Here is a 22,924-nt window from a genome sequence, read left to right as displayed (position 1 = left end):
GGTTGTCTGGCGGGTGCGGGTCGGTGGGGGCTGGTCAGGGCGCCTATCGGGGTGCCGGGTCCGGTTGTCTGGCGGGTGCGGGTCGGTGGGGGCTGGTCAGGGCGCCTATCGGGGTGCCGGGTCCGGTTGTCTGGCGGGTGCGGGTCGGTGGGGGCTGGGCGGGGCGCCTATCGGGGTGCCGGGTCCGGTTGTCTGGCGGGTGCGGGTCGGTGGGGGCTGGTCGCGCAGTTCCCCGCGCCCCTAGGGGGTTGCGGTCGCCTACGCCAGGACGGAACTGTCGATCACCTTGCGCACCGCGACGGACCGTTCGCCGGACCGCGCGCCACGATGGGCGGTTGGCCGCGTACGGCGGGCAGGGGACGGGGTGGGGGGTGTCCGCCCGCAGCGGCCGGCGTCCGTCACCGAGCCCTGCTCAAAGAGACCGAGCCGCCGGACCGAGGACGGACACCCCCCACCCCGGCACCGACCCACCCACCAAACCCGTCGCGCTACACACGCCCCCACCGGACCAGAACAGGCCGCCGCAGGCATCCAGGGGCGCGGGGAACTGCGCAAAGACACCCGCCCCCACCGGACCCGCAGACAAACACCGCCCAACCGCCGGAGGCTAGTGCGCTGCGGACTCCCAGTCCGAACCGGCCCCCACCGAAACCCCCAGCGGCACGCTCAGACGTACCGCGTCGGACATCTCCCGGCGGACGATCTCCTCTGCGGCCTCCCGCTCCCCCGGCGCGATCTCCAGCACGATTTCGTCGTGGACCTGGAGCAGCATCCGAGAGGCGAGGCCGGCATCCCGCAGCGCGCCGTCCACCTTGAGCATCGCGATCTTGACGATGTCCGCCGCCGTCCCCTGGATCGGCGCGTTGAGAGCCATCCGCTCGGCCGCCTCGCGCCGCAGACGGTTGTCGCTGTTGAGGTCGGGCAGATACCGCCGGCGCCCGAAGAGCGTCGCCGTGTACCCCGTGGCCCGCGCCTCGTCGACCGCGCGCCGCAGATAGTCCCGCACCCCGCCGAACCGCTCGAAGTACGCGTCCATGAGGGCCCGCGCCTCCCCCGCCTCGATGTTCAGCTGCTGCGAGAGCCCGAACGCGGACAACCCGTACGCCAGCCCGTACGACATCGCCTTGATCTTCCGCCGCATCTCCGCGTCGACCGCACCGGGCTCCACGGCGAACACCTGCGACGCGGCGGTCGTGTGCAGGTCCTCCCCCGAGGTGAACGCCTCGATGAGCCCCTCGTCCTCGGAGAGGTGGGCCATCACCCGCAGTTCGATCTGGCTGTAGTCCGCGGTCATGAGGGACTCGAAGCCGTCCCCCACCACGAAGCCTCGCCGGATCGCCCGCCCCTCGTCCGTACGGACCGGGATGTTCTGGAGGTTCGGGTCCGTCGACGACAGTCGGCCCGTGGCCGCCACCGTCTGGTTGAACGTCGTGTGGATACGGCCGTCCGCGGCGATCGTCTTGATCAGCCCCTCGACGGTCACCCGCAGCTTGGCCTGCTCACGGTGCCGGAGCATGATCACCGGCAGTTCGTTGTCCGTCTGCGTCGCCAGCCACGCCAGCGCGTCGGCGTCCGTGGTGTAGCCGGTCTTCGTCTTCTTCGTCTTCGGCAGGCCCAGCTCGCCGAAGAGGACTTCCTGGAGCTGCTTGGGCGAGCCGAGGTTGAACTCGTGCCCGGCCGCCGCGTGCGCCTCCTTCACGGCCTGCTGGACCGCCCCGGCGAACATCTGCTCCATGGCCTCCAGGTGCGCCCGGTCGGCCGCGATGCCGTGCCGCTCCATGCGGGCCAGCAGGGCGGAGGTGGGCAGCTCCATGTCCCGCAGCAGATCCGCGGACCCGACCTCCTCCAGGCGGCCCTCGAACGCCACGCCCAGATCGAGCACGGCCCGCGCCTGGATCATCAGCGCCTCCGCCTCGGCCCCGTCGTCCGCGCCGAAGGCGAGCTGCCCGTCGGCCGCGGCGGCGGGCGCCAGCTCCCGGCCCAGGTACTCCAGCGACAGCGCGTCCAGGTCGAAGGACCGGCGCCCCGGCTTGACCAGGTACGCGGCGAGCGCGGTGTCCATGGTGACACCGGCGACGCTCCAGCCGTGCTCGGCGAAGACCCGCATCGCGCCCTTGGCGTTGTGCAGCACCTTGGGCCGGCCGGCGTCGGCGAGCCAGGCCACCCAGGCCCTCTCGTCGGCCTCGTCCAGCTCGGACGGGTCGAACCAGGCGGCGGCCCCGCCGGACGCGGCGAGCGCGACCTCGGCGACCGAGCCGGTACCGAGTGCCCAGGTGTCGACCGTGGCGAGGCCGAGGGTCTGCTGTGCGCCGTGCTCGGCGAGCCAGTCGGCCAGCTCGCCGGTGCCGAGCACCGTGCCGTCCAGCTCCACGCCCGGCGCGACGACCGGGGTTCCCTCGGCCTCCTCGGCACCCGGGTCGACGGCAAGGAGCCGCTCCCGCAGGGAGGGGTTCCTGATCTCCAGGGTGTCGAGGATCATCGCGAGCGTCTTGCGGTCGTACGGCAGGCGCTCCAGGTCGGTGACCGACTTCGGCAGCTCCACCGTGCGCACCATCTCGGTGAGGCGGCGGTTGAGCTTGACGGCCTCCAGGTGATCGCGGAGGTTCTGCCCGGCCTTGCCCTTGACCTCGTCGACGCGCTCGACCAGCTCCGCGAACGAACCGAACTGGTTGATCCACTTCGCGGCGGTCTTCTCGCCGACGCCGGGGATGCCGGGAAGGTTGTCGGACGGGTCGCCGCGCAGCGCCGCGAAGTCGGGGTACTGGGCGGGCGTCAGGCCGTACTTCTCGAAGACCTTCTCCGGGGTGAACCGGGTCAGCTCCGAGACGCCCTTCGTCGGGTACAGCACGGTGGTGCGCTCGCTGACCAGCTGGAAGGAGTCGCGGTCGCCGGTGACGATCAGCACGTCGAAGCCCTCGGCCTCGGCCTGCGTGGCGAGCGTGGCGATGACGTCGTCGGCCTCGAAGCCGTCGATCGCGAAGCGCGAGACGTGCATCGCGTCGAGGAGCTCGCCGATCAGCTCGACCTGGCCCTTGAACTCGTCCGGGGTCTTGGAGCGGTTGGCCTTGTACTCCGTGAACTCCTCGGAGCGCCACGTCTTGCGGGACACGTCGAAGGCCACCGCGAAGTGGCTGGGGGCCTCGTCGCGCAGGGTGTTGGCCAGCATCGACGCGAAGCCGTAGATCGCGTTCGTCGGCTGGCCGGTCGCGGTGGTGAAGTTCTCCGCGGGCAGCGCGAAGAACGCGCGATAGGCCAGCGAGTGCCCGTCCATGAGCATCAGACGCGGGCGGTTGCCGCCGGGGCTGTTGTCGGTCTTCTTCGCTGCTGTCTCTGCCACGCCCCCGATCCTGCCACGCCCCACTGACACTCAGACCCGCTCGCCGCCGGCGGCGAGCGGGGGGCAAGCCCTGCCGCCGCTTGCCGCAGGCCCGGCAAACCCCGTTGTCACCGGCGCGTGCGAGGATCGGAGACCTACCTCACAGGTGTGTGCGAAGGAGACAGTCCGATGGCCACGAAGCCGCCCAAGGGTGATCCGGTTCAGGACGCTCCGCAGGTCACCGAACCGAAGCACGCGGCGGCCGGTCTCCCGGCCATCGGCCACACCCTGCGGATCGCCCAGCAGCAGATGGGCGTGAAGCGCACCGCGCTGACACTGCTGCGCGTCAACCAGAAGGACGGCTTCGACTGCCCCGGCTGCGCCTGGCCCGAGCCCGAGCACCGGCACGCGGCGGAGTTCTGCGAGAACGGCGCGAAGGCGGTCGCCGAGGAAGCCACCCTGCGCCGGATCACCCCGGAGTTCTTCGCCGCGCACCCGGTCGCCGACCTCGCGACCAGGAGCGGCTACTGGCTGGGCCAGCAGGGGCGGCTCACCCACCCCATGTACGTCCCCGAGGGCGGCACCCACTACGAACCGGTGACCTGGGAGCGCGCCTTCGACATCATCGCCGAGGAGATCGCGGCCCTCGGCTCCCCCGACGAGGCCGTCTTCTACACCTCGGGCCGCACCAGCAACGAGGCCGCGTTCCTCTACCAGCTCTTCGCCCGCGAGCTCGGCACGAACAACCTGCCGGACTGCTCCAACATGTGCCACGAGTCGTCCGGTTCGGCGCTCAGCGAGACCATCGGCATCGGCAAGGGCAGCGTCCTGCTCGACGACCTCTACCAGGCCGACCTGATCATCGTCGCCGGCCAGAACCCGGGCACCAACCACCCCCGCATGCTCTCCGCCCTGGAGAAGGCCAAGGCGAACGGCGCCAAGATCATCAGCGTCAACCCCCTGCCCGAGGCCGGCCTGGAGCGCTTCAAGAACCCGCAGACCCCCCAGGGCATGGTCAAGGGCGCCGCGCTCACCGACCTCTTCCTCCAGATCCGCATCGGCGGCGACCAGGCCCTGTTCCGCCTCCTCAACAAGCTGATCCTGGAGACGCAAGGCGCCGTCGACGAGGCATTCGTTCGCGAACACACCCACGGCTACGAGGAGTTCGCCGAGGCGGCCCGCGCCGCCGACTGGGACGAGACGCTCACCGCGACCGGCCTGTCCCGGAAGGAGATCGAAGAGGCCCTGGCCATGGTCCTCGCCTCCGAGCGGACCATCGTCTGCTGGGCCATGGGCCTCACCCAGCACAAGCACTCCGTGCCGACCATCCGCGAGGTCGTCAACTTCCTCCTCCTGCGCGGCAACATCGGCCGCCCCGGCGCCGGCGTCTGCCCGGTCCGCGGCCACTCCAACGTCCAGGGCGACCGCACCATGGGCATCTTCGAGCGCCCCGCACCCGCCTTCCTGGACGCCCTGGAGAAGGAGTTCGGCTTCGCCCCGCCGCGCGAGCACGGCTTCGACGTCGTGCGCGCCATCCGCGCCCTGCGCGACGGCGAGGCCAAGGTGTTCTTCGCCATGGGCGGCAACTTCGTCTCCGCCTCCCCCGACACCGACGTCACCGAGGCCGCCATGCGGCGCGCCCGGCTGACCGTGCACGTGTCGACCAAGCTGAACCGCTCGCACGCGGTCACGGGCGCGCGCGCCCTGATCCTGCCCACCCTCGGCCGCACCGAGCGGGACCTGCAGGGCGGCGGCGAGCAGTTCGTGACCGTGGAGGACTCCATGGGCATGGTGCACGCCTCCCGGGGCCGTCTGGAGCCCGCCGGCGGGCAGCTGCTGTCCGAGCCCGCCATCGTGTGCCGCCTGGCCCGCCGGGTCCTCGGGGAGAGCAGCAAGACCCCCTGGGAGGAGTTCGAGAAGGACTACGCCACCATCCGCGACCGCATCGCCCGCGTGATCCCCGGCTTCGAGGACTTCAACGCGCGCGTGGCCCGCCCCGGCGGCTTCACCCTGCCGCACGCCCCGCGCGACGAGCGCCGCTTCCCCACCGCCACCGGCAAGGCCAACTTCACCGCCGCGCCCGTCGAGTACCCCGAGCTGCCCGAGGGCCGGCTGCTGCTGCAGACACTGCGCTCGCACGACCAGTACAACACCACGATCTACGGCCTCGACGACCGCTACCGGGGCATCAAGAACGGCCGCCGGGTCGTCCTGGTCAACCCCGAGGACGCCGACCGGCTCCGGCTCGCCGACGGGTCCTACGTCGACCTCGTCAGCGAGTGGAAGGACGGCGTGGAGCGGCGGGCCCCGGGATTCCGGGTCGTGCACTACCCGACCGCCCGGGGATGCGCGGCCGCGTACTACCCCGAGACCAACGTCCTGGTGCCGCTGGACGCCACCGCCGACACCAGCAACACCCCGGCCAGCAAGTCCGTCATCGTCCGTCTGGAACAATCGGCAACCGACTGAGCGTTTGCTCAGCGCAGGCAGTCGTAACAGGCAGTCGTAGCGACCAGGACGAACGGAGCCCGCCCCATGGGTGAGCAGCAGCACGCCACGTTTCCCCAAGAGGTCATCGACGAGTACGCGGCGCTCGGCGTCGACCTCGTCGCCATGTTCTCGGCCGGCCACCTGGGCACCCGCATGGGCGTGCAGATCGTCGAGGCCTCGGCGGACCGCGTCGTCGGGACCATGCCCGTCGAGGGCAACACCCAGCCGTACGGGCTGCTGCACGGAGGCGCCTCGGCCGTGCTCGCCGAGACCCTGGGCTCCGTCGGCTCCATGCTGCACGCCGGAAGCTCCAAGATCGCGGTCGGCGTGGACCTGAACTGCACACACCACCGCGGAGCGCGCTCCGGACTGGTGACCGGAGTGGCCACACCGGTGCACCGCGGGCGGTCCACCGCGACGTACGAGATCGTGATCAGCGACGAGGAAGGCCGACGCGTCTGCACCGCCCGGCTCACCTGCCTGCTGCGGGACGCCCCCGGCCGCTAGGGCCCTCCTGACCCATCAGAAGGACCCTGGGCCTGTCCCAGGGCGCACGCCGACTGGGCACGAGCCCCCGCCACCCCTACCGTTCTCCCATGACCGGCATCGGCCCCGTCGAACCCGTCAGCTCACCCGGGACGGGGCAGAGTCACGACGTCATCGGCGCCGACCAGGCACGCCTGACGGACCGCTGGACAGCGCGGTGGGAGAGGCTGTCGCCCCGCGCCCGCAGGACCGCACTGGGAACGGCCGCGCTCACCCTGCTCGCGGCCGGAATCCTCCTGCCCCGCGTCCTGGCCGACGAGCACCGCGCCGAACTCCCCGACACCCCCGCCCCCTGGCCCGCCAACGTCACCACCTGGCGCTACCTGGGGCCCGCCGGACTCCCCCAACCCTCCGGCACCCACCCCACCAGCGCCCGCTTCCGCTTCGCCGTCGACGTCCACAGCGGGCCCCCCGTCACCCTCCAGGTCACCGGCGCCGCCTTCCCCGGCCTCACCGCCCACGCCCTGCCCGCCGCCTTCGCCGTGCGCCCCGGCACGACCCGCCACGTCACCGTGGAGATATCGGTTTCCGACTGCTCGGGTCTGCCCCTGAATGCCGACCTACCCTTTCTTGACGTAACGCTCCGTAACACGCGCGCAATACAGCATCACAGCTTCATCTTCGGCCGGGCCTACTCCCACGACCTTTTCCGGCTCCTTCGGGCCGCCTGCGCCACGCCATCGGCGTCACAGCCCGGACGGCCAAGCGGAAGTGCAGCTTCTCAAAATGCGGACGGAGGGGATTATCCGCCAAACCGGTCGAGAGTGCCCACCGCGGAAGCCCTCCATCCATCACGTCATAACAAGAAAGTCACAAGCCCGCACACAGCGATGCCCCTGCCTGCAAACCGGGCTTAGAGTCACGGCCAGTCACCGCTCCATCGGGAGTTCGGTAAAGCGCGGGCATCAGCCGCACCCACGAGGGCGCGCGAGCCTGCGGAAAGGAATGATTGTGCGACGTTCCATGGTGATCCTGACCTCCGTCATGGCGACGGGGGCTCTCACACTCACCGCCTGCGGCTCCCGTGACGACAAGGGCGGCGACAGTGACAGCGGGGGTGGCACCACCCTCACCATCGGCGTGGACGCCCCGCTCTCCGGCGAGAACTCCACCACTGGTCTCGGCATCCAGTACGGCGCCCAGATCGCCGTCGACGACGCCAACAAGAACAAGCTCGTCCCCGGCGTCACCTTCAAACTGAAGGCCTACGACGACAAGGCGCAGCCGGCCACCGGCCAGTCCAACGCCACCACCATCACCGGCGACAAGACCGCCGTCGGCGCCGTCGGCCCCCTGAACTCCGGCGTCGCCCAGACGATGCAGCAGGTGTTCGCTTCGGCCAACATGGTCCAGATCTCCCCCTCGAACACCAACCCCGAGCTGACCCAGGGCAAGAACTGGCAGACGGACAAGAAGCGGCCGTACAAGACGTACTTCCGCACCGCCACCACCGACGAGCTCCAGGGCAGCTTCGCCGCCGACTACGCGTACAACGGCCTCAAGAAGAAGAAGGTCTTCGTCGTCGACGACAAGCAGACCTACGGCGCCGGCCTCGCGAAGATCTTCAACGAGCAGTTCAAGAAGCTCGGCGGCACCGTCGTCGGCACCGACCACATCAACACCGGCGACAAGGACTTCGGCTCCCTCGTCACCAAGATCAAGAACGCCAAGGCCGACCTGCTCTACTACGGCGGCCAGTACGACGAGTCCTCGCTGATCACCAAGCAGCTCAAGGGCGCCGGCGTCAAGATCCCGCTCTTCGGCGGCGACGGCATGTTCGCCTCCACCTACATCGAGACCGCCGGCGCCACCTCCGAGGGCGACCTCGCCACCGCCGTCGGTGTCCCCGCCGACACCCTGCCCGCGGCCAAGACGTTCATCGAGACGTACAAGTCCAAGGGCTACAAGGGTGACTACGGCGCCTACGGCGCGTACTCCTACGACGCCGCCACCGCCATCATCAAGGCCGTGAAGGCCGCCGTCGACGCCAACGGCGGCAAGGTCCCCAGCGACATCAACGCCCTGCGCTCCTCCGTCGTCGACGGTGTCCAGAAGTCCGACTTCGAGGGCATCTCCGGCAAGGTCGCCTTCGACCAGTACGGTGACACCACCAACAAGCAGCTCACCGTCTACCAGGTCACCAAGGGTGCGTGGAAGGCTGTGAAGACCGGCACCGCCGACCTCGGCTAGTCCAGGCCCCAGCAGCACACAGCACCACCACACGGGCCGCGCGGGAGGGGACCCCGACCGCGCGGCCCTTGCCACACCCCACCCCGGCACGCGATACGTGCACACGACCACCAGCGACAATGGAGGCCACGCGGTGAACACCCTGCCGCAGCAGCTGGCCAACGGGCTGCTTCTAGGCTCGATGTACGGGCTGATCGCCATCGGCTACACGATGGTGTACGGCATCGTCCAGCTCATCAACTTCGCGCACGGCGAGATCTTCATGACCGGGGCCTTCGGCGCCTTCACGGTCTACTTCTACATCCTGCCCGACGGCGTCTCGATGGCCCTCGCCGTCCCCCTGATGCTGATCGGCGGCGGCATCGTCGCGATCCTCATCGCCGTCGGAGCGGAACGGTTCGCCTACCGGCCCCTGCGCGGAGCCCCACGGCTCGCACCGCTCATCACCGCGATCGGTCTCTCCCTGGCCCTCCAGGAAGTCGTCCGCAACTTCTACCCGGGCGCCGACCGCGCCGTCGCCTTCCCCGGCCTCGACGGCACCCACGACATCGGCTCCGTGACCATCAAGGACTCCGACATCTTCCTGATCGTCGCCGCGATCGTCTGCATGTCCGCCCTCGCCTTCTTCGTCCGCAAGTCCCGCACCGGCCGCGCCATGCAGGCCACCGCCCAGGACCCGGACACCGCACAGCTCATGGGCATCGACACCAACCGCATCATCGTCATCGCCTTCGCCATCGGCGGCTTCTTCGCCGCCGTCGCCGCCGTCGCCTACGGCATGAAATACGGCAGCATCGACTACCGCATGGGCTTCCTGATGGGCCTCAAGGCCTTCACCGCAGCCGTCCTCGGCGGCATCGGCAACATCTACGGCGCCATGCTCGGCGGCCTGGTCCTCGGCGTCGCCGAAACCCTCGCCTCCGCCTACATCGACGACATCCCCGGCATGCACCTCTTCGGCGGCGGCTCCTGGAAGGACGTCTGGGCCTTCTGCCTGCTCATCCTCGTCCTCCTCGTCAGGCCACAAGGCCTGCTCGGCGAACGCGTAGCGGACAGGGCGTGATCACGATGACCGACACCACCACTCGCGGCCTCATCCCCCTGCCCCTCGCCGCGGCCCGCGCACTCCTCCTCGCCGGAGGCATCGCCACCGCCGCCTCCGCCTTCCTCGCCTGGACCTGGACCAGCGAGTTCCCCGGCGATCTCACCATCAGCGGTTACCCCGGCGGCCTCCAGTGGCTCACCTTCATCGCCGGCCTCCTCACCACCGTGTTCGCGCTCGCGGCGTACGACATCCGCGGCCTGCGCGGACTCATCCCCGCGCGCAACAACGCACCCCTGGTGCTCACCGCCGTCGGCGCCTTCGGCGTCACCTGGTACACGATCGTCTCGATCGCCGTCGAACTCGGCGGACTCGCCAACCTCGAACCGGGCGGCTGGGTCGCGGCCATCGCCTCCCTCCTCCCCGTCATCGGCGCCCTCGCCCTGCCCGAACCCCGCACCGCGAGCGCCAAGGGCAACCTCAAGGCCTACATCGCCAAGCCCGACGCCATCCCCGCACCCGCACCCATCAGCCCCTGGGTCGAGCGCGCGATCATCACCCTCGCCACCATCGTCGGCCTGGCCGTCTTCGCCTACGGCATCGACACCGAGTACGGCGAACTCTTCATCGGCTTCCTCATCGTCGTCGTCTTCGCCGTCTGGGCCCTGCACACCGCCGGCCTCAACGACCGCTTCTCCCGCATCGTCGCCCGCAACCGCAGCTTCACGCTCGCCATGGGCTTCGCCGCGGCCATCGCGTTCCCCTTCACCCAGACCAACGACCACTACGCCAACATCGGCGTCAACATCCTGATCTTCGGGACCGTCGCCCTGGGCCTCAACATCGTCGTCGGCCTCGCGGGCCTCCTCGACCTCGGATACGTCGCCTTCCTCGGCGTCGGCGCCTACACCGCCGCGCTCGTCTCCGGCTCCGAGTTCTCCCGCTTCTCCGGCGTCCACTTCCCCTTCTGGGCCGCCGCCCTCACCGGCGCCGCCGCATCGCTCGTCTTCGGCGTCCTCATCGGCGCCCCCACCCTGCGACTGCGCGGCGACTACCTCGCCATCGTCACCCTCGGCTTCGGAGAGATCTTCCGCATCGCCGTCAACAACATGGACGGCGACTCCGGCCCCGACCTCACCAACGGCCCCAATGGCATCCCGGCCATCCCCGACCTCAACTTCTTCGGGTACAACCTCGGCGAAGCCCACGAGGTAGCGGGCTTCACCCTCGGCCGCTTCGCCAACTACTACCTGCTCATGGTGCTGATCATGGCCATCGTGGTCCTGGTCTACACCCGCGCCGCCGACTCCCGCATCGGACGCTCCTGGATCGCCATCCGCGAGGACGAGACCGCCGCCACCGCCATGGGCATCAACGGCTTCCGCGTCAAACTCATCGCCTTCGCCCTCGGCGCCACCCTCGCCGGCCTCGCCGGCACCGTCAGCGCCCACGTCACCTACAGCGTCGTCCCGACGCCGTACCAGTTCGCGGGCTCGACACCCCCCAACTCCGCCTTCCTGCTCGCCGCGGTCGTCCTCGGCGGCATGGGCACGGTCGCGGGCCCCATCCTCGGCGCGGCACTCCTGTACCTGCTCCCGGAGAAGCTCGTCTTCCTCCAGGACAAGTCGCTGCTGGCCTTCGGCATCGCCCTGATCCTGCTGATGCGCTTCCGCCCCGAAGGCATCATCGCCAACCGCCGCCGCCAGCTCGAATTCCACGAGACCGGCCAACTCGACGTACCAGAAACCACAACCCTGACCGGCGAACCCGCCGCCGTCACCAAGACGGGGGCGTGAACACCATGACGACACCTGTACTCGAAGCCCGCAACGTCACCATGCGCTTCGGCGGCCTCACCGCCGTCCGCTCGGTCGACTTCACCGTCAACGCCGGCGAGATCGTCGGCCTCATCGGCCCCAACGGCGCCGGCAAGACCACCTTCTTCAACTGCCTCACCGGCCTCTATGTCCCCACCGAAGGCTCGGTCACCTACAAGGGCACCGTCCTTCCCCCCAAGCCCCACCTGGTGACCAAGGCCGGCATCGCCCGCACCTTCCAGAACATCCGCCTCTTCGCCAACATGACGGTCCTCGAGAACGTCCTCGTAGGCCGCCACACGCGGACAAAGGAAGGCCTCTGGTCCGCCCTCCTGCGCGGCCCCGGCTTCAAGAAGGCGGAGAAGGCCAGCGAAGAACGCGCCATGGAACTCCTGGAGTTCATCGGCCTCGCCGGCAAGCGCGACCACCTCGCCCGCAACCTCCCCTACGGCGAACAGCGCAAGCTGGAGATCGCGCGAGCCCTGGCCTCCGAGCCCGGCCTGCTCCTCCTCGACGAACCCACGGCCGGCATGAACCCCCAGGAGACGCGAGCCACCGAAGAGCTCGTCTTCGCCATCCGCGACATGGGCATCGCCGTCCTCCTCATCGAGCACGACATGCGCTTCGTCTTCAACCTCTCCGACCGCGTCGCCGTCCTCGTCCAGGGCGAAAAACTCGTCGAAGGCACCTCCGAAGTCGTCCAGGCCGACGAACGCGTCATCGCCGCCTACCTCGGCGAACCCTTCGACGGCGACCCCGGCGCGGCCGAAGCGCAGAGCACCACCAGCACCACCAGCACCAAGGGAGAAGGCCAGTGACCGCACTCCTCGAAGTCGAGGACCTCCGGGTCTCCTACGGCAAGATCGAAGCCGTCAAAGGCATCTCCTTCAGCGTCGAAGCCGGCCAGGTCGTCACTCTCATCGGCACCAACGGCGCCGGCAAGACGACCACCCTCAGGACACTCTCCGGTCTCCTGAAGCCCACCTCCGGCAAGGTCCTCTTCGACGGCAAGCCCCTCAGCGGCGTCCCCGCCCACAAGATCGTCTCCTTCGGACTCGCCCACTCCCCCGAAGGCCGGCACATCTTCCCCCGCCTGACGATCTTCGAGAACCTCCAGCTCGGAGCCTTCCTCAGGAAGGACAAAGAGGGCATCGAAAAGGACATACAGCGCGCCTACGAGCTCTTCCCGATCCTCGGCGAACGCCGCAACCAGGCAGCAGGAACCCTGTCCGGCGGCGAACAGCAGATGCTCGCGATGGGCCGCGCCCTGATGTCCCAGCCGAAGCTCCTCATGCTCGACGAGCCCTCCATGGGCCTCTCCCCGATCATGATGCAGAAGATCATGTCGACCATCGTCGAGTTGAAGTCCCAGGGCACGACGATCCTCCTCGTCGAACAGAACGCCCAGGCGGCCCTGTCCCTGGCCGACCAGGGACACGTCATGGAGGTCGGCAACATCGTCCTGTCCGGCACCGGCCAGGACCTCCTCCACGACGAGTCCGTCCGCAAGGCGTACCTCGGCGAAGACTGATTTTCCGGCCGTACGACAAGGGCCCGCGCCCCCTGCTGGGGGCGCGGGCCCTTGTCTTGTACGGCCTCTGAGCTCAGCCCTTGTTGGCCTTCTTCTCGTCCGCGTCCTGAATGACAGCCTCGGCGACCTGCTGCATCGACATACGCCGGTCCATCGACGTCTTCTGAATCCACCGGAACGCGGCGGGCTCCGTCAGCCCGTACGACGTCTGCAGGATCGACTTCGCCCGGTCGACCAGCTTGCGGGTCTCCAGACGCAGGGTGAGGTCCGCGACCTCGTTCTCCAGCTCCCTCAGCTCCGTGAACCGCGAGACGGCCATCTCGATCGCCGGCACGACGTCGCTCTTGCTGAACGGCTTCACGAGGTATGCCATCGCACCGGCGTCCCTCGCCCGCTCCACCAGGTCCCGCTGCGAGAACGCGGTGAGCATCAGCACCGGGGCGATCCGCTCCTCGGCGATCTTCTCGGCCGCGGAGATGCCGTCCAGCTTGGGCATCTTCACGTCGAGGATCACGAGGTCGGGCTTGTGCTCACGGGCCAGCTCCACGGCCTGCTCGCCGTCACCGGCCTCGCCTACGACGCTGTAGCCCTCTTCCTCCAGCATCTCTTTGAGGTCGAGCCGGATCAGGGCCTCGTCCTCGGCAATGACGACACGGGTCGTCAGCGGAGGCACGTGCGACTTGTCGTCGTCGGGCGCGTCTACGGGCTGGGGCGACTCGGGGGCGGTCACGGGGGCTCCTCGTTCAGGGGCGGGGTACTGCTCCCAAGAGCCTACCTAGCTGCGGTATGGTGGGGGCAAGGCGGGTGACCGCCGACCTTCGTATCGAAGGGGCCCCGGTAGCCCAGCGGTAGAGGCCATGGATTCAAAACCCATACAGCGTCGGTTCGAATCCGACTCGGGGCACTTTTCCTTAGATTCCAAGGTCGCCATTTAAAAGCGGATGTTCCCGTTCTCGTGAACATCCGCTTTTTGCTGCGTGTCGTCGCGATCACTCGCACAGAGTGACCGCATGTACGACGTCAGCACACGCAAGCGAGCCCTCGCGCTGGTTTCACAAGGGCGCAGCCTGAACTCGGTCAGCCGAGAAACGGGCATCTCCCGCGCTGCGATCCGGTCCTGGCAGCAGCGCCTTGAGCCCTCACCCCGGATGGCGGCCCCGGACCCTGGGCCGCCTGCTGATGACCAGGCCTACGCCTACCTGCTGGGCCTCTACCTGGGCGACGGCTGCATCAGCGCGCACCCGCGCGGCAGCGGCTACTACCTGCGCATTGCGTGCGCTGACGCCTGGCCGGGCCTCATCCAGGAGTGCCGAGCAGCGATCACCAAGGTGCGCCCCGGTATCGGTGTCTACGCCGTGCAAAACGAGGGCTACAGGATGGTGACCAGCTACTCCGCACACTGGCCAAGCCTGTTTCCCCAGCACGGCCCCGGCAAGAAGCACGAGCGCACCATCGCCCTCGCGTCCTGGCAGCAGGACATCGTCGGCGCTCACCCTTGGGATTTCATCCGCGGCCTCATCCACTCGGACGGGTGCCGCATCACCAACTGGACGACCCGCCTCGTCGCCGGTGAACAGAAGCGCTACGAATATCCCCGGTACTTCTTCACCAACCTGTCGAGCGACATCATCCGGCTCTTCACCGACACCCTCGACCGCGTGGGTGTCGACTGGAAGCAGTCGAACAGGCACAACATCTCGATCGCCCGCAAAGCCTCAGTAGCCCTCATGGACACCCACGTAGGCCCCAAGTACTGATCCCCTACTTCGGACTGTCGTCCTCGCCGATGTGGTGCACCCGGACCAGGTTCGTCGAGCCGGACACCCCGGGCGGCGAGCCGGCCGTGATCACGACCACGTCGCCCTTCTCGCAGCGGCCGTACCGCAACAACAGTTCGTCCACCTGGTCCACCATCGCGTCCGTGGAGTCGGCATGCGGGCCGAGGAACGTCTCCACGCCCCACGTCAGGCTCAGCTGGGACCGAGTCGCCGGTTCCGGGGTGAAGGCCAGCAGCGGGATCGGGGACCGGTACCGCGACAGCCGCCGAACCGTGTCGCCGCTCTGTGTGAACGCGACCAGGAACTTCGCGCCGAGGAAGTCGCCCATCTCCGCCGCCGCCCGGGCCACCGCCCCGCCCTGTGTCCGCGGCTTGTTCCGTTCCGTCAGCGGCGGCAGCCCCTTCGCGAGGATGTCCTCCTCCGCCGCCGCGACGATCTTCGCCATCGTCCGGACCGTCTCGACCGCGTACTTGCCGACGCTCGTCTCGCCCGACAGCATCACCGCGTCCGTGCCGTCGATGATCGCGTTCGCGACGTCCGAAGCCTCAGCCCTCGTCGGACGGGAGTTCTCGATCATGGAGTCGAGCATCTGGGTTGCCACGATCACCGGCTTGGCGTTCCGCTTGGCCAGTTTGATCGCGCGCTTCTGGACGAGCGGGACCTGCTCCAGCGGCATCTCGACGCCCAGGTCGCCGCGGGCGACCATGATGCCGTCGAAGGCGGCCACGATGTCGTCGATGGCGTCCACCGCCTGCGGTTTCTCCACCTTGGCGATGACGGGGAGCCGACGACCCGACTCGTCCATGATCCGGTGGACGGCCTCGATGTCCTGCCCCGATCGGACGAAGGACAGGGCGATCACGTCGAAGCCCATGCGCAGGGCCCAGCGGAGGTCTTCCTCGTCCTTGGCGGAGAGGGCGGGGACCGAAACCGCGACGCCGGGGAGGTTCAGGCCCTTGTGGTCGGAGACCATGCCGCCCTCGACCACCTTGGTGTGGACGCGGGGGCCTTCCACCGAGGTGACTTCGAGGCAGACCTTGCCGTCGTCGACGAGGATGCGTTCACCGACAGTGACATCCGCGGCGAGTCCGCTGTACGTCGTCCCGCAGGACCGCTGGTCTCCCTGCGCGCCCTCTTCCACCGTGATGGTGAAGGAGTCGCCGCGTTCGAGGAGTACGGGTCCTTCGGTGAAGTGGCCGAGCCGGATCTTCGGGCCTTGAAGGTCGGCGAGCAGGCCGACGCTGCGGCCGGTTTCGTCGGAGGCCTTGCGGACGTGGTGGTACCGCTCCTCGTGTTCGGCGTAGCTGCCGTGGCTGAGGTTGAAGCGGGCTACGTCCATTCCGGCGTCGACCAGGGCTTTGATCTGGTCGTACGAGTGGGTGGCGGGTCCCAGGGTGCAGACGATTTTTGCTCGGCGCATGTTTCGACCCTAGACCTTACCGGCGGGTAGGGAATTGGGGAGGAATGTCGGCTCAACATCCTTTGGGTGAAGGGCTGTTGACAAGTGTTGAAGTGTGCGCCACTCCGCTCTGATGAGCATTTCGTCTGCGGATGCCGGCGGTCGTTCACAGTCTCGGTGGTGCCATGGTGAAGCGTGCGGTGACCTGGGCGTGGACGTGCTGGCGTTGGGGTTCGAGGTCGAGCGGGGCGGCGGAGGTGTCCCCCGCGGCCTCGTAGGCCATGGAGCGGGCGCGGCTCGCCTTGCCCACGAAGCGCGGCTCGGGGTCCTCGGCACCGATGTCCGCCAGTTCGACCAGGGCGGCCAGTGTGGTGCCCAGGGCCTCCGCGTACTCTCTGGCCCGCTGGACCGCTTCCCGTACCGCCTGCTGGCGGGCTTCCCGGTGGGCCGGCGAGTCGCGGCGCAGGGCCCACCAGGGGCCGTCGACCGTCGTCAAGTCGAGGTCGGCCAGTCTGGTGGTCAGTTCGCCCAGTGCGGTGAAGTCGGTCAGTTCCGCGGCGATGTGGACGTGGCCGTGGTAGGCGTGGACGCGTTCGCTGCGGCCGTGTTCCTTGAGTTCCGGGGTGACCGAGAAGGAGCCGGTTTCCAGGTGTTCGACTGCGTCCCCGTAGCCCTTCAGCAGGTCGAGGACGTTCGCGTTGCGGCGGGTGAGGTCGTCGAGGGCGGTGCGGCGGTCCTTGCCGCGGGCGGCGACGGTGATGCCGAGGCGGGCGATCTCGGGGTCGACTTCGAGGTGGGCTTCGCCGCGGACGGCGATGCGGGGTGCCTCGGGGGTGCCGTAGGGGACGGAGTCGGTGGCCATAACGCCCCACTGTGTCAGTTTTCACGGGCGGGGTCATCAGATCGAAACCTGTGGGGTCTGTTGCCGTTCGGCATGGCCGGGTCAGAATCTACGCGCGTTGTTGACCGTTCCCCGAGGAGATCAAGAGATGGCCTTGAACCGCAGGAAGTTCCTGGAGAAGTCCGCCGTGACCGGTGCGGGGGTCGCCCTGGCCGGTGCTGTGGGCGCTCCGGCCGCCCAGGCCTCGGAGGCCGGAAAGGGACATGTGAAGCGGTACTCGCTGACGGTGATGGGCACCACCGACCTGCACGGTCATGTCTTCAACTGGGACTACTTCAAGGACGCGGAGTACAAGGACTCGGCGGGCAACGCGCAGGGTCTGTCGCGGATCTCGACGCTGGTGAACCAGGTCCGCGCGGAGAAGGGCCGCTGCAACACGCTGCTGCTGGACGCGGGCGACACCATCCAGGGGACGCCGCTGACGTACTACTACGCGAAGGTCGACCCGATCACCGCGAAGGGCGGTCCCGTCCATCCGATGGCCGCGGCCATGAACGCCATCGGGTACGACGCGGTGGCGCTGGGCAACCACGAGTTCAACTACGGCATCGAGACGCTGCGGAAGTTCGAGGAGCAGTGCGACTTTCCGCTGCTTGGTGCGAACGCGCTGGACGCGAAGACGCTGAAGCCCGCTTTCCCGCCGTACTTCATCAAGACGTTCCACGTGAAGGGCGCGCCGCCGGTGAAGGTCGCGGTGCTGGGTCTGACGAACCCGGGGATCGCGATCTGGGACAAGGCCTACGTCCAGGGGAAGTTGACGTTCCCGGGGCTTGAGGAGCAGGCGGCGAAGTGGGTGCCGAAGCTGCGGTCGATGGGTGCGGACGTGGTGGTCGTGTCGGCGCACTCGGGTTCGTCGGGGACGTCGTCGTACGGTGACCAGTTGCCGTACGTGGAGAATTCGGCGGCGCTGGTGGCGCAGCAGGTGCCGGGGATCGACGCGATTCTGGTGGGGCACGCGCATGTGGAGATTCCGGAGCTGAAGGTCACCAACGCGAAGACCGGGAAGACGGTCGTGCTGTCGGAGCCGCTGGCGTATGCGGAGCGGCTGTCGTTGTTCGACATCGAGCTGGTCTTCGCGAAGGGGCGTTGGTCGGTCGAGTCGGTGTCGTCCAAGGTGCTCAACTCGAACTCGGTGGCGGACGACCCGAAGATCACCAAGCTGTTGAAGGCCGACCATGACGTGGTCGTGAAGTACGTCAACCAGGTGGTCGGTACGGCGACGCAGACGTTGACGACGGTCGAGGCGCGCTACAAGGACGCTCCGATCATCGACCTGATCACGAAGGTGCAGGAGGACGTGGTCAGGGCGGCGTTGGCGGGTACGGAGTACGCCTCGCTGCCCGTGATCGCGCAGGCGTCGCCGTTCTCGCGGACCTCGGAGATCCCGGCGGGGAACGTGACGATCCGGGATCTGTCGAGTCTGTACGTGTACGACAACACGCTGGTGGCGAAGCTGTTGACGGGTGCGCAGCTCAGGGCGTACCTGGAGTACTCGGCGGCGTACTTCGTGCAGACGGCGGCGGGTGCGGTCGTGGACGTGGAGAAGCTGACGAACGCGGGCAACCGGCCGGACTACAACTACGACTACGTGTCGGGCCTCCAGTACGAGATCGACATCGCGCAGGCGGCTGGTTCGCGGATCAAGAACCTGACGTACAACGGTGCGGCGCTGGACGACGCTCAGAAGTTCGTGTTCGCGGTGAACAACTACCGGGCGAACGGTGGCGGGGCGTTCCCGCACGTGGCCTCTGCCACCGAGGTGTGGTCGGAGTCGACGGAGATCCGGACGCGGATCGCGGAGTGGGTGACCGCGAAGGGTGTGCTGGACCCGAAGGACTTCGCGTCGGTGGACTGGAGGCTCACGCGCGACGGTACGCCGGTGTTCTAGAGGTCCGGCTGGAGGTTCAGCAGGGTGATGTCCACGGCGTCGGCGATGGCTTTGGCGCCGGCGTCGTTGACGTGCAGGCCGTCGCCGGCGTTGAACTCGTCGCGGATCCTGTCGGCTTGACCGGGGTCCGCGACGGCGGCGGCCACGTCGACGATCGCGTCGAAGGGGTGGTCGTCGCCGAGGAGCCAGGCGTTGACCTCGGCGCGGACGGCCTGGCCGTGCTCGGTGTCGTAGCCGGCGTGGACGGTGCCCTTGTAGGGGCCGATGGTGGAGCCGATGACCGTGAGCCCTGCGGTGTGGAGGCGGTCGGCGAGGGTGGTGAGGCCGGCCTTGAACTCGGCTGCGGTGGGGCCTTCGGCGGGTTCGGGGTGGGCGAAGTGGCCGGGCAGGCCGAGGTCGTTGAGGCCGATGTGGACGATGACGTGGCTGACGCCGGGGACGGCGAGGACGTCGTGGTCGATGCGGGCCAGGAGGTGTTCGCCGATCTCGTCGGTGAGGAGCCGGTTGCCGGAGATGCCGGCGTTGACGATCCAGCCGTGCTGGAGGCGGCGGCTGAGCTGGCCGGGGAAGCTGTTGTCGGTGCCGGGGGTGGTGGCGGCGCCTTCGATCCAGGAGTCGCCGAAGGCGACGGCGATGCGGGTGCCGGCCGGGGCGAGGACGTCGGCGCCGGCGAGGAGGTGGCCGGTGGCGAACTCCTCGGGGTCTTCGAGGACGGGGGCGGACAGGTGGTTGCCGGGGACGGCGTGTCCGGTGTCGTAGGGCATGGCGGTGAAGGTGGTGAGTCCGGTGTCGCCCGGCAGGTAGAGGCTCACCGAGAGTTCTTCTCCCGCGGTCACCGGTAGTTCGACGGGGTCGCTGACCGTCTCCCCGCCGGCGGGGATGGTGACGGTGGGTGCGCCGGAGAAGTGGAGCGGGGTGTCGCTGCCGGGGTCGATGCCGCTGCCCTTGGTGCGCAGGGCGAGGTGGGCGCCGCCGATCTGCAGGGGCTGCCGGCCGTAGCGGTTGGTGAGTCGTACGCGGACCGCTTCGCCGCCGCCTGCCAGGCGCAGGGACTGGCGGACGGTCTGGTCGGTGAAGCCGCGGGACTCGAAGAGGGCGAGGTTCTCGTGGGGGCTGATGGCAGCGGCACGGTGGGCGGCGGTCCAGGTGGTCGTCATGTGGGAGCCAACCGGTCCGGTGTCCGGGTTCTTCCGCCTCCGCCGGTTCTTTACCGTCCTTCGACGAGGGGGGTCAGGACGGGGGCGGTGCGGGCGGGTGGGATCCGTGGCAGCCGGTCTTCGAGGCCGAAGGTGGTGAAGGCGGTCCGGGTGGGGAGGGGGTAGGCGTTCTTGCCGGTGACGGTGTTGAGGATGGTGGCGCTGCGCCAGGCGGCGAGGCCGAGGTCGGGGGTGCCGATGCCGTGGGTGTGGCGTTCGGCGTTCTGGACGTAGACGTGGCAGTCGGCGCCAGTGACGGAGGGGTCGAGGACGAGGCGAAAGTGTTCGTCCACGCGGGGGCGTTCGCGGCTGTCGCGGCGCATGTAGGGGTCGAGTCCGGCGAGGATGCGGTCGAGGGGGCGTTCGCGGTGGCCGGTGGCGAGGACGACGGCGTCGGTGGTGAGGCGGGAGCGGGTGCCCTGCTGGATGTGTTCGAGGTGGAGTTCGATCTTCGTGGTGGCGATTCGGCCGGCGGTGCGGACGCGGACGCCGGGGGTGAGGACGGTGTCGGGCCAGCCGCCGTGCAGGGTGCGGCGGTAGAGCTCGTCGTGGATGGCGGCGATGGTGTCGGCGTCGATGCCGCGGTGGAGCTGCCATTGGGTGGTGGTGAGGCGGTCGCGGACGCTTTCGGTCAGGGCGTGGAAGTAGCGGGTGTAGTCGGGGGTGAAGTGTTCGAGGCCGAGCTTGGAGTACTCCATGGGGGCGAAGGCTTCGGTGCGGCCGAGCCAGTGGAGTCCTTCGCGGCCGGTGGGGCGGTTGCGGAGGAGGTCGAGGAAGACCTCGGCGCCGGACTGTCCTGAGCCGATGACGGTGACGTGGTCGGCGGCGAGGAGGGTCTGGCGGTGGTCGAGGTAGTCGGTGGCGTGGATGACGGGCACGCCGGGGGCCTCGACGAGGGGCTTGAGGGGTTCGGGTACGTAGGGCTGGGTGCCGATGCCGAGGACGATGTTCTTGGTGTAGGTGCGGCCCAGTGCTTCGGCTTCGCCGTCGGTGTCGAGCTGGGTGAAGTCGACCTCGAAGACGTCGCGTTCGGGGTTGAAGCGGACGGCGTCGACCTGGTGGCTGAAGTGGAGTCCGGGGAGGCTCTCGGCGACCCAGCGGCAGTAGGCGTCGTATTCGGTGCGCTGGATGTGGAAGCGCTCGGAGAAGTAGAAGGGGAAGAGGCGCTCGCGGGCCTTGAGGTAGTTGAGGAAGGTCCAGTGGCTGGCGGGGTCGGCGAGGGTCACCAGGTCGGCGAGGAAGGGGACTTGGATGGTGGCGCCGTCGATGAGGAGTCCGGGATGCCAGCCGAAGGCGGGGCGCTGTTCGTAGAAGACGGCGTCGAGGGCGGTGAGGGGCTGGGCGAGGGCGGCGAGGGAGAGGTTGAAGGGTCCGATGCCGATGCCGACGAGGTCGCGGGGTGCGTCGGGCTCGTGGTGTGGGGGGTGGGGGTTCATCGGGGGGTGGTTCCTTCCACGAGGTGCAGGAGCCCGGCGAGGTCGGCCGGCCGTGTGGTGGGGTTGAGGAGGGTGGCCTTGAGCCAGAGCCGGTTCGCCGCGCGGGCTCGGCCGAGGACGGCGCGGCCGTCGGTGAGGAGTTTTCGGCGTACGGCGGCTACGGCGTCGTCGGTGGCGTTCGCCGGTCGGAACAGGACCGTGCTGATGGTGGGGGGTGCGTGGAGTTCGAAGCCGGGGTGCTGGTCGATGAGTTCCGCGAACTGCCTTGCCTGATCGCAGACTTGGTCGACGAGAGCGCCGAGTCCTGTCCGTCCCAGGGTTTTCAGGGTGACGGCGATCTTGAGGATGTCGGGGCGGCGGGTGGTGCGCAGGGAGCGGCCGAGGAGGTCGGGGAGGCCGGCTTCGGTGTCGTCGTCGGCGTTGAGGTAGTCGGCGCGCTGGTTCAGGGCGGTGAGGTCGTTGCCGTCGCGGACGGCGAGGAGTCCTGCGGCTACCGGCTGCCAGCCGAGTTTGTGGAGGTCGAGGGTGACGGTGTCGGCGGCTTCGATGCCGGCGAGTTTGTCCCGGTGCCGTGAACTGAAGAGGAGCCCTCCGCCGTAGGCCGCGTCGATGTGCAGCCGTGCGCCGCGCTGCGCGCACAGGGCGGCGATCTCGGGGAGGGGGTCGATGTGGCCGGTGTCCGTGGTGCCGGCGGTGGCGGCGATGACCGACGGTCCGTGCAGGGCCTTGTCGAGGGCTGCGGGGTCGAGGGTGCCGTTGGGGGTGGGGACGATGAGCGGGGCCGGCAGGCCCAGGAGCCAGGCGGCGCGTGGGAGCGAGTGGTGGGCGTTTTCGCCGCAGACCAGTCGGACACCTGGGCCTTGGGTCTCGCGGGCCAGAAGGAGGGCGAGTTGATTTGATTCCGTGCCACCGGTAGTCACCAAAGCGTCGGGCCGGTGGGGGCTTGTCGCGCAGTTCCCCGCGCCCCTAGGTACCTCCGGGTAGACCTCGTTCGCAAGTGCCCGTGTCACCAGTGCCTCCAGCTCTGACGCCGCCGGGGCCTGGTCCCAGGAGTCCAGGGACGGATTCAGTACGGAAGCGGCCAGGTCGGCTGCTGCGGCCACCGCGAGGGGCGGGCAGTGGAGGTGGGCTGCGCACAGGGGGTCGGCCGGGTCCGCGGAGCCTTCCGCCAGGGCCCGCACCAGGTGCCGTAGGGCCTCCGGGTCGCCCTCGTCCGGGAGTACGTCGCCCAGTGCGGCCCGCACTCGCGCCGCCACCTCGGCCGGGCCGCCCGCCGGAAGTGGTCCCCGGCGCGACCGCGCCCCCTCCCCCAGCGCGTCCAGGACCGTGTCGAGCAGTGGGCGCAGCGAGGTGGGGCCTTCGGGGCCCGAGGCCAGGGGCGGCGTGTGCATCGT

At 69.1% G+C, this 22,924-nt stretch carries 17 protein-coding genes and 1 tRNA gene; 11 read left to right on the top strand and 7 right to left on the bottom strand.

Features of this window, described 5'->3' with window-relative positions; all coding sequences use genetic code 11:
* Positions 1–607: 607 nt before the first annotated feature.
* Positions 608–3,337 (bottom strand): DNA polymerase I, encoded by a 2,730-nt coding sequence (gene polA / locus ACZ39I_RS05055; protein WP_467242871.1) that lies wholly within the window; start codon positions 3,335–3,337, stop codon positions 608–610.
* Between the two features lie 168 nt (positions 3,338–3,505).
* Here polA and ACZ39I_RS05050 point away from each other — a divergent pair, with 168 nt between their 5' ends.
* The 8 genes from ACZ39I_RS05050 to ACZ39I_RS05015 all read left to right on the top strand — a co-directional run bounded on the left by ACZ39I_RS05050 (position 3,506) and on the right by ACZ39I_RS05015 (position 12,932).
* A complete protein-coding gene (locus ACZ39I_RS05050) occupies positions 3,506–5,785 on the top strand; it encodes an FdhF/YdeP family oxidoreductase (RefSeq protein WP_467242870.1) in 2,280 nt (759 codons plus the stop codon).
* A gap of 66 nt (positions 5,786–5,851) precedes the next feature.
* Positions 5,852–6,313 carry a PaaI family thioesterase gene (locus ACZ39I_RS05045; protein ID WP_352382721.1) on the top strand — a complete coding sequence of 154 codons (462 nt, stop codon included), beginning with the start codon at positions 5,852–5,854 and terminating at the stop codon, positions 6,311–6,313.
* A gap of 89 nt (positions 6,314–6,402) precedes the next feature.
* Positions 6,403–7,209 (top strand): hypothetical protein, encoded by an 807-nt coding sequence (locus ACZ39I_RS05040; protein ID WP_467242869.1) that lies wholly within the window; start codon positions 6,403–6,405, stop codon positions 7,207–7,209.
* 106 nt (positions 7,210–7,315) lie between these two features.
* Positions 7,316–8,542: a branched-chain amino acid ABC transporter substrate-binding protein gene (locus tag ACZ39I_RS05035; RefSeq protein WP_467243321.1), complete on the top strand. Its 1,227-nt coding sequence runs from the start codon at positions 7,316–7,318 to the stop codon at positions 8,540–8,542.
* A gap of 133 nt (positions 8,543–8,675) precedes the next feature.
* Positions 8,676–9,605, top strand: a complete 930-nt coding sequence (locus ACZ39I_RS05030) for a branched-chain amino acid ABC transporter permease (RefSeq protein WP_467242868.1) — start codon at positions 8,676–8,678, stop codon at positions 9,603–9,605.
* 5 nt (positions 9,606–9,610) lie between these two features.
* On the top strand, positions 9,611–11,380 hold the full coding sequence (locus ACZ39I_RS05025; RefSeq protein WP_467242867.1) for a branched-chain amino acid ABC transporter permease: 1,770 nt from the start codon (positions 9,611–9,613) through the stop codon (positions 11,378–11,380).
* Positions 11,381–11,385: 5 nt separating this feature from the next.
* Positions 11,386–12,219, top strand: coding sequence for an ABC transporter ATP-binding protein (locus ACZ39I_RS05020; protein WP_467242866.1), 834 nt, complete (start codon positions 11,386–11,388; stop codon positions 12,217–12,219).
* Positions 12,216–12,932, top strand: a complete 717-nt coding sequence (locus ACZ39I_RS05015) for an ABC transporter ATP-binding protein (protein WP_352382729.1) — start codon at positions 12,216–12,218, stop codon at positions 12,930–12,932. Before ACZ39I_RS05020 ends, ACZ39I_RS05015 begins: the two co-directional genes overlap by 4 nt.
* A 73-nt stretch (positions 12,933–13,005) precedes the next feature.
* On the opposite strand, the gene ACZ39I_RS05010 is transcribed toward ACZ39I_RS05015, so the two are convergent.
* Positions 13,006–13,662 (bottom strand): ANTAR domain-containing response regulator, encoded by a 657-nt coding sequence (locus ACZ39I_RS05010; RefSeq protein ID WP_031041938.1) that lies wholly within the window; start codon positions 13,660–13,662, stop codon positions 13,006–13,008.
* 101 nt (positions 13,663–13,763) lie between these two features.
* On the opposite strand from ACZ39I_RS05010, the gene ACZ39I_RS05005 reads away from it, so the two are divergent.
* Together ACZ39I_RS05005 and ACZ39I_RS05000 are read left to right on the top strand one after the other, a co-directional pair.
* Positions 13,764–13,836, top strand: a tRNA-Leu gene (locus ACZ39I_RS05005).
* Positions 13,837–13,942: 106 nt separating this feature from the next.
* Positions 13,943–14,689 carry a helix-turn-helix domain-containing protein gene (locus tag ACZ39I_RS05000; RefSeq protein WP_467242865.1) on the top strand — a complete coding sequence of 249 codons (747 nt, stop codon included), beginning with the start codon at positions 13,943–13,945 and terminating at the stop codon, positions 14,687–14,689.
* 4 nt (positions 14,690–14,693) lie between these two features.
* Here the strand turns inward: ACZ39I_RS05000 and pyk are convergent, their stop codons facing one another.
* Both pyk and ACZ39I_RS04990 read right to left on the bottom strand, forming a co-directional pair.
* Positions 14,694–16,130, bottom strand: coding sequence for a pyruvate kinase (pyk, locus tag ACZ39I_RS04995; RefSeq protein ID WP_467242864.1), 1,437 nt, complete (start codon positions 16,128–16,130; stop codon positions 14,694–14,696).
* A gap of 145 nt (positions 16,131–16,275) precedes the next feature.
* Positions 16,276–16,971, bottom strand: coding sequence for an SIMPL domain-containing protein (locus tag ACZ39I_RS04990; RefSeq protein ID WP_467242863.1), 696 nt, complete (start codon positions 16,969–16,971; stop codon positions 16,276–16,278).
* Positions 16,972–17,098: 127 nt separating this feature from the next.
* Here ACZ39I_RS04990 and ACZ39I_RS04985 point away from each other — a divergent pair, with 127 nt between their 5' ends.
* Positions 17,099–18,898, top strand: a complete 1,800-nt coding sequence (locus ACZ39I_RS04985) for a bifunctional metallophosphatase/5'-nucleotidase (RefSeq protein ID WP_467242862.1) — start codon at positions 17,099–17,101, stop codon at positions 18,896–18,898.
* Here ACZ39I_RS04985 and ACZ39I_RS04980 read toward each other — a convergent pair.
* The 3 genes from ACZ39I_RS04980 to ACZ39I_RS04970 are packed head-to-tail and all read right to left on the bottom strand — an operon-like array spanning position 18,895 to position 22,921.
* Positions 18,895–20,055 carry a GDSL-type esterase/lipase family protein gene (locus ACZ39I_RS04980; protein ID WP_467242861.1) on the bottom strand — a complete coding sequence of 387 codons (1,161 nt, stop codon included), beginning with the start codon at positions 20,053–20,055 and terminating at the stop codon, positions 18,895–18,897. The genes ACZ39I_RS04985 and ACZ39I_RS04980 overlap by 4 nt on opposite strands.
* A gap of 50 nt (positions 20,056–20,105) precedes the next feature.
* On the bottom strand, positions 20,106–21,530 hold the full coding sequence (locus tag ACZ39I_RS04975; protein WP_467242860.1) for a lysine N(6)-hydroxylase/L-ornithine N(5)-oxygenase family protein: 1,425 nt from the start codon (positions 21,528–21,530) through the stop codon (positions 20,106–20,108).
* Positions 21,527–22,921: a pyridoxal phosphate-dependent decarboxylase family protein gene (locus ACZ39I_RS04970; protein ID WP_467242859.1), complete on the bottom strand. Its 1,395-nt coding sequence runs from the start codon at positions 22,919–22,921 to the stop codon at positions 21,527–21,529. Before ACZ39I_RS04970 ends, ACZ39I_RS04975 begins: the two co-directional genes overlap by 4 nt.
* Positions 22,922–22,924: the final 3 nt, after the last annotated feature.

This window comes from Streptomyces sp. NPDC024687, from assembly GCF_055559055.1.
This window is presented reverse-complemented; position numbering and strand designations above follow the sequence as displayed.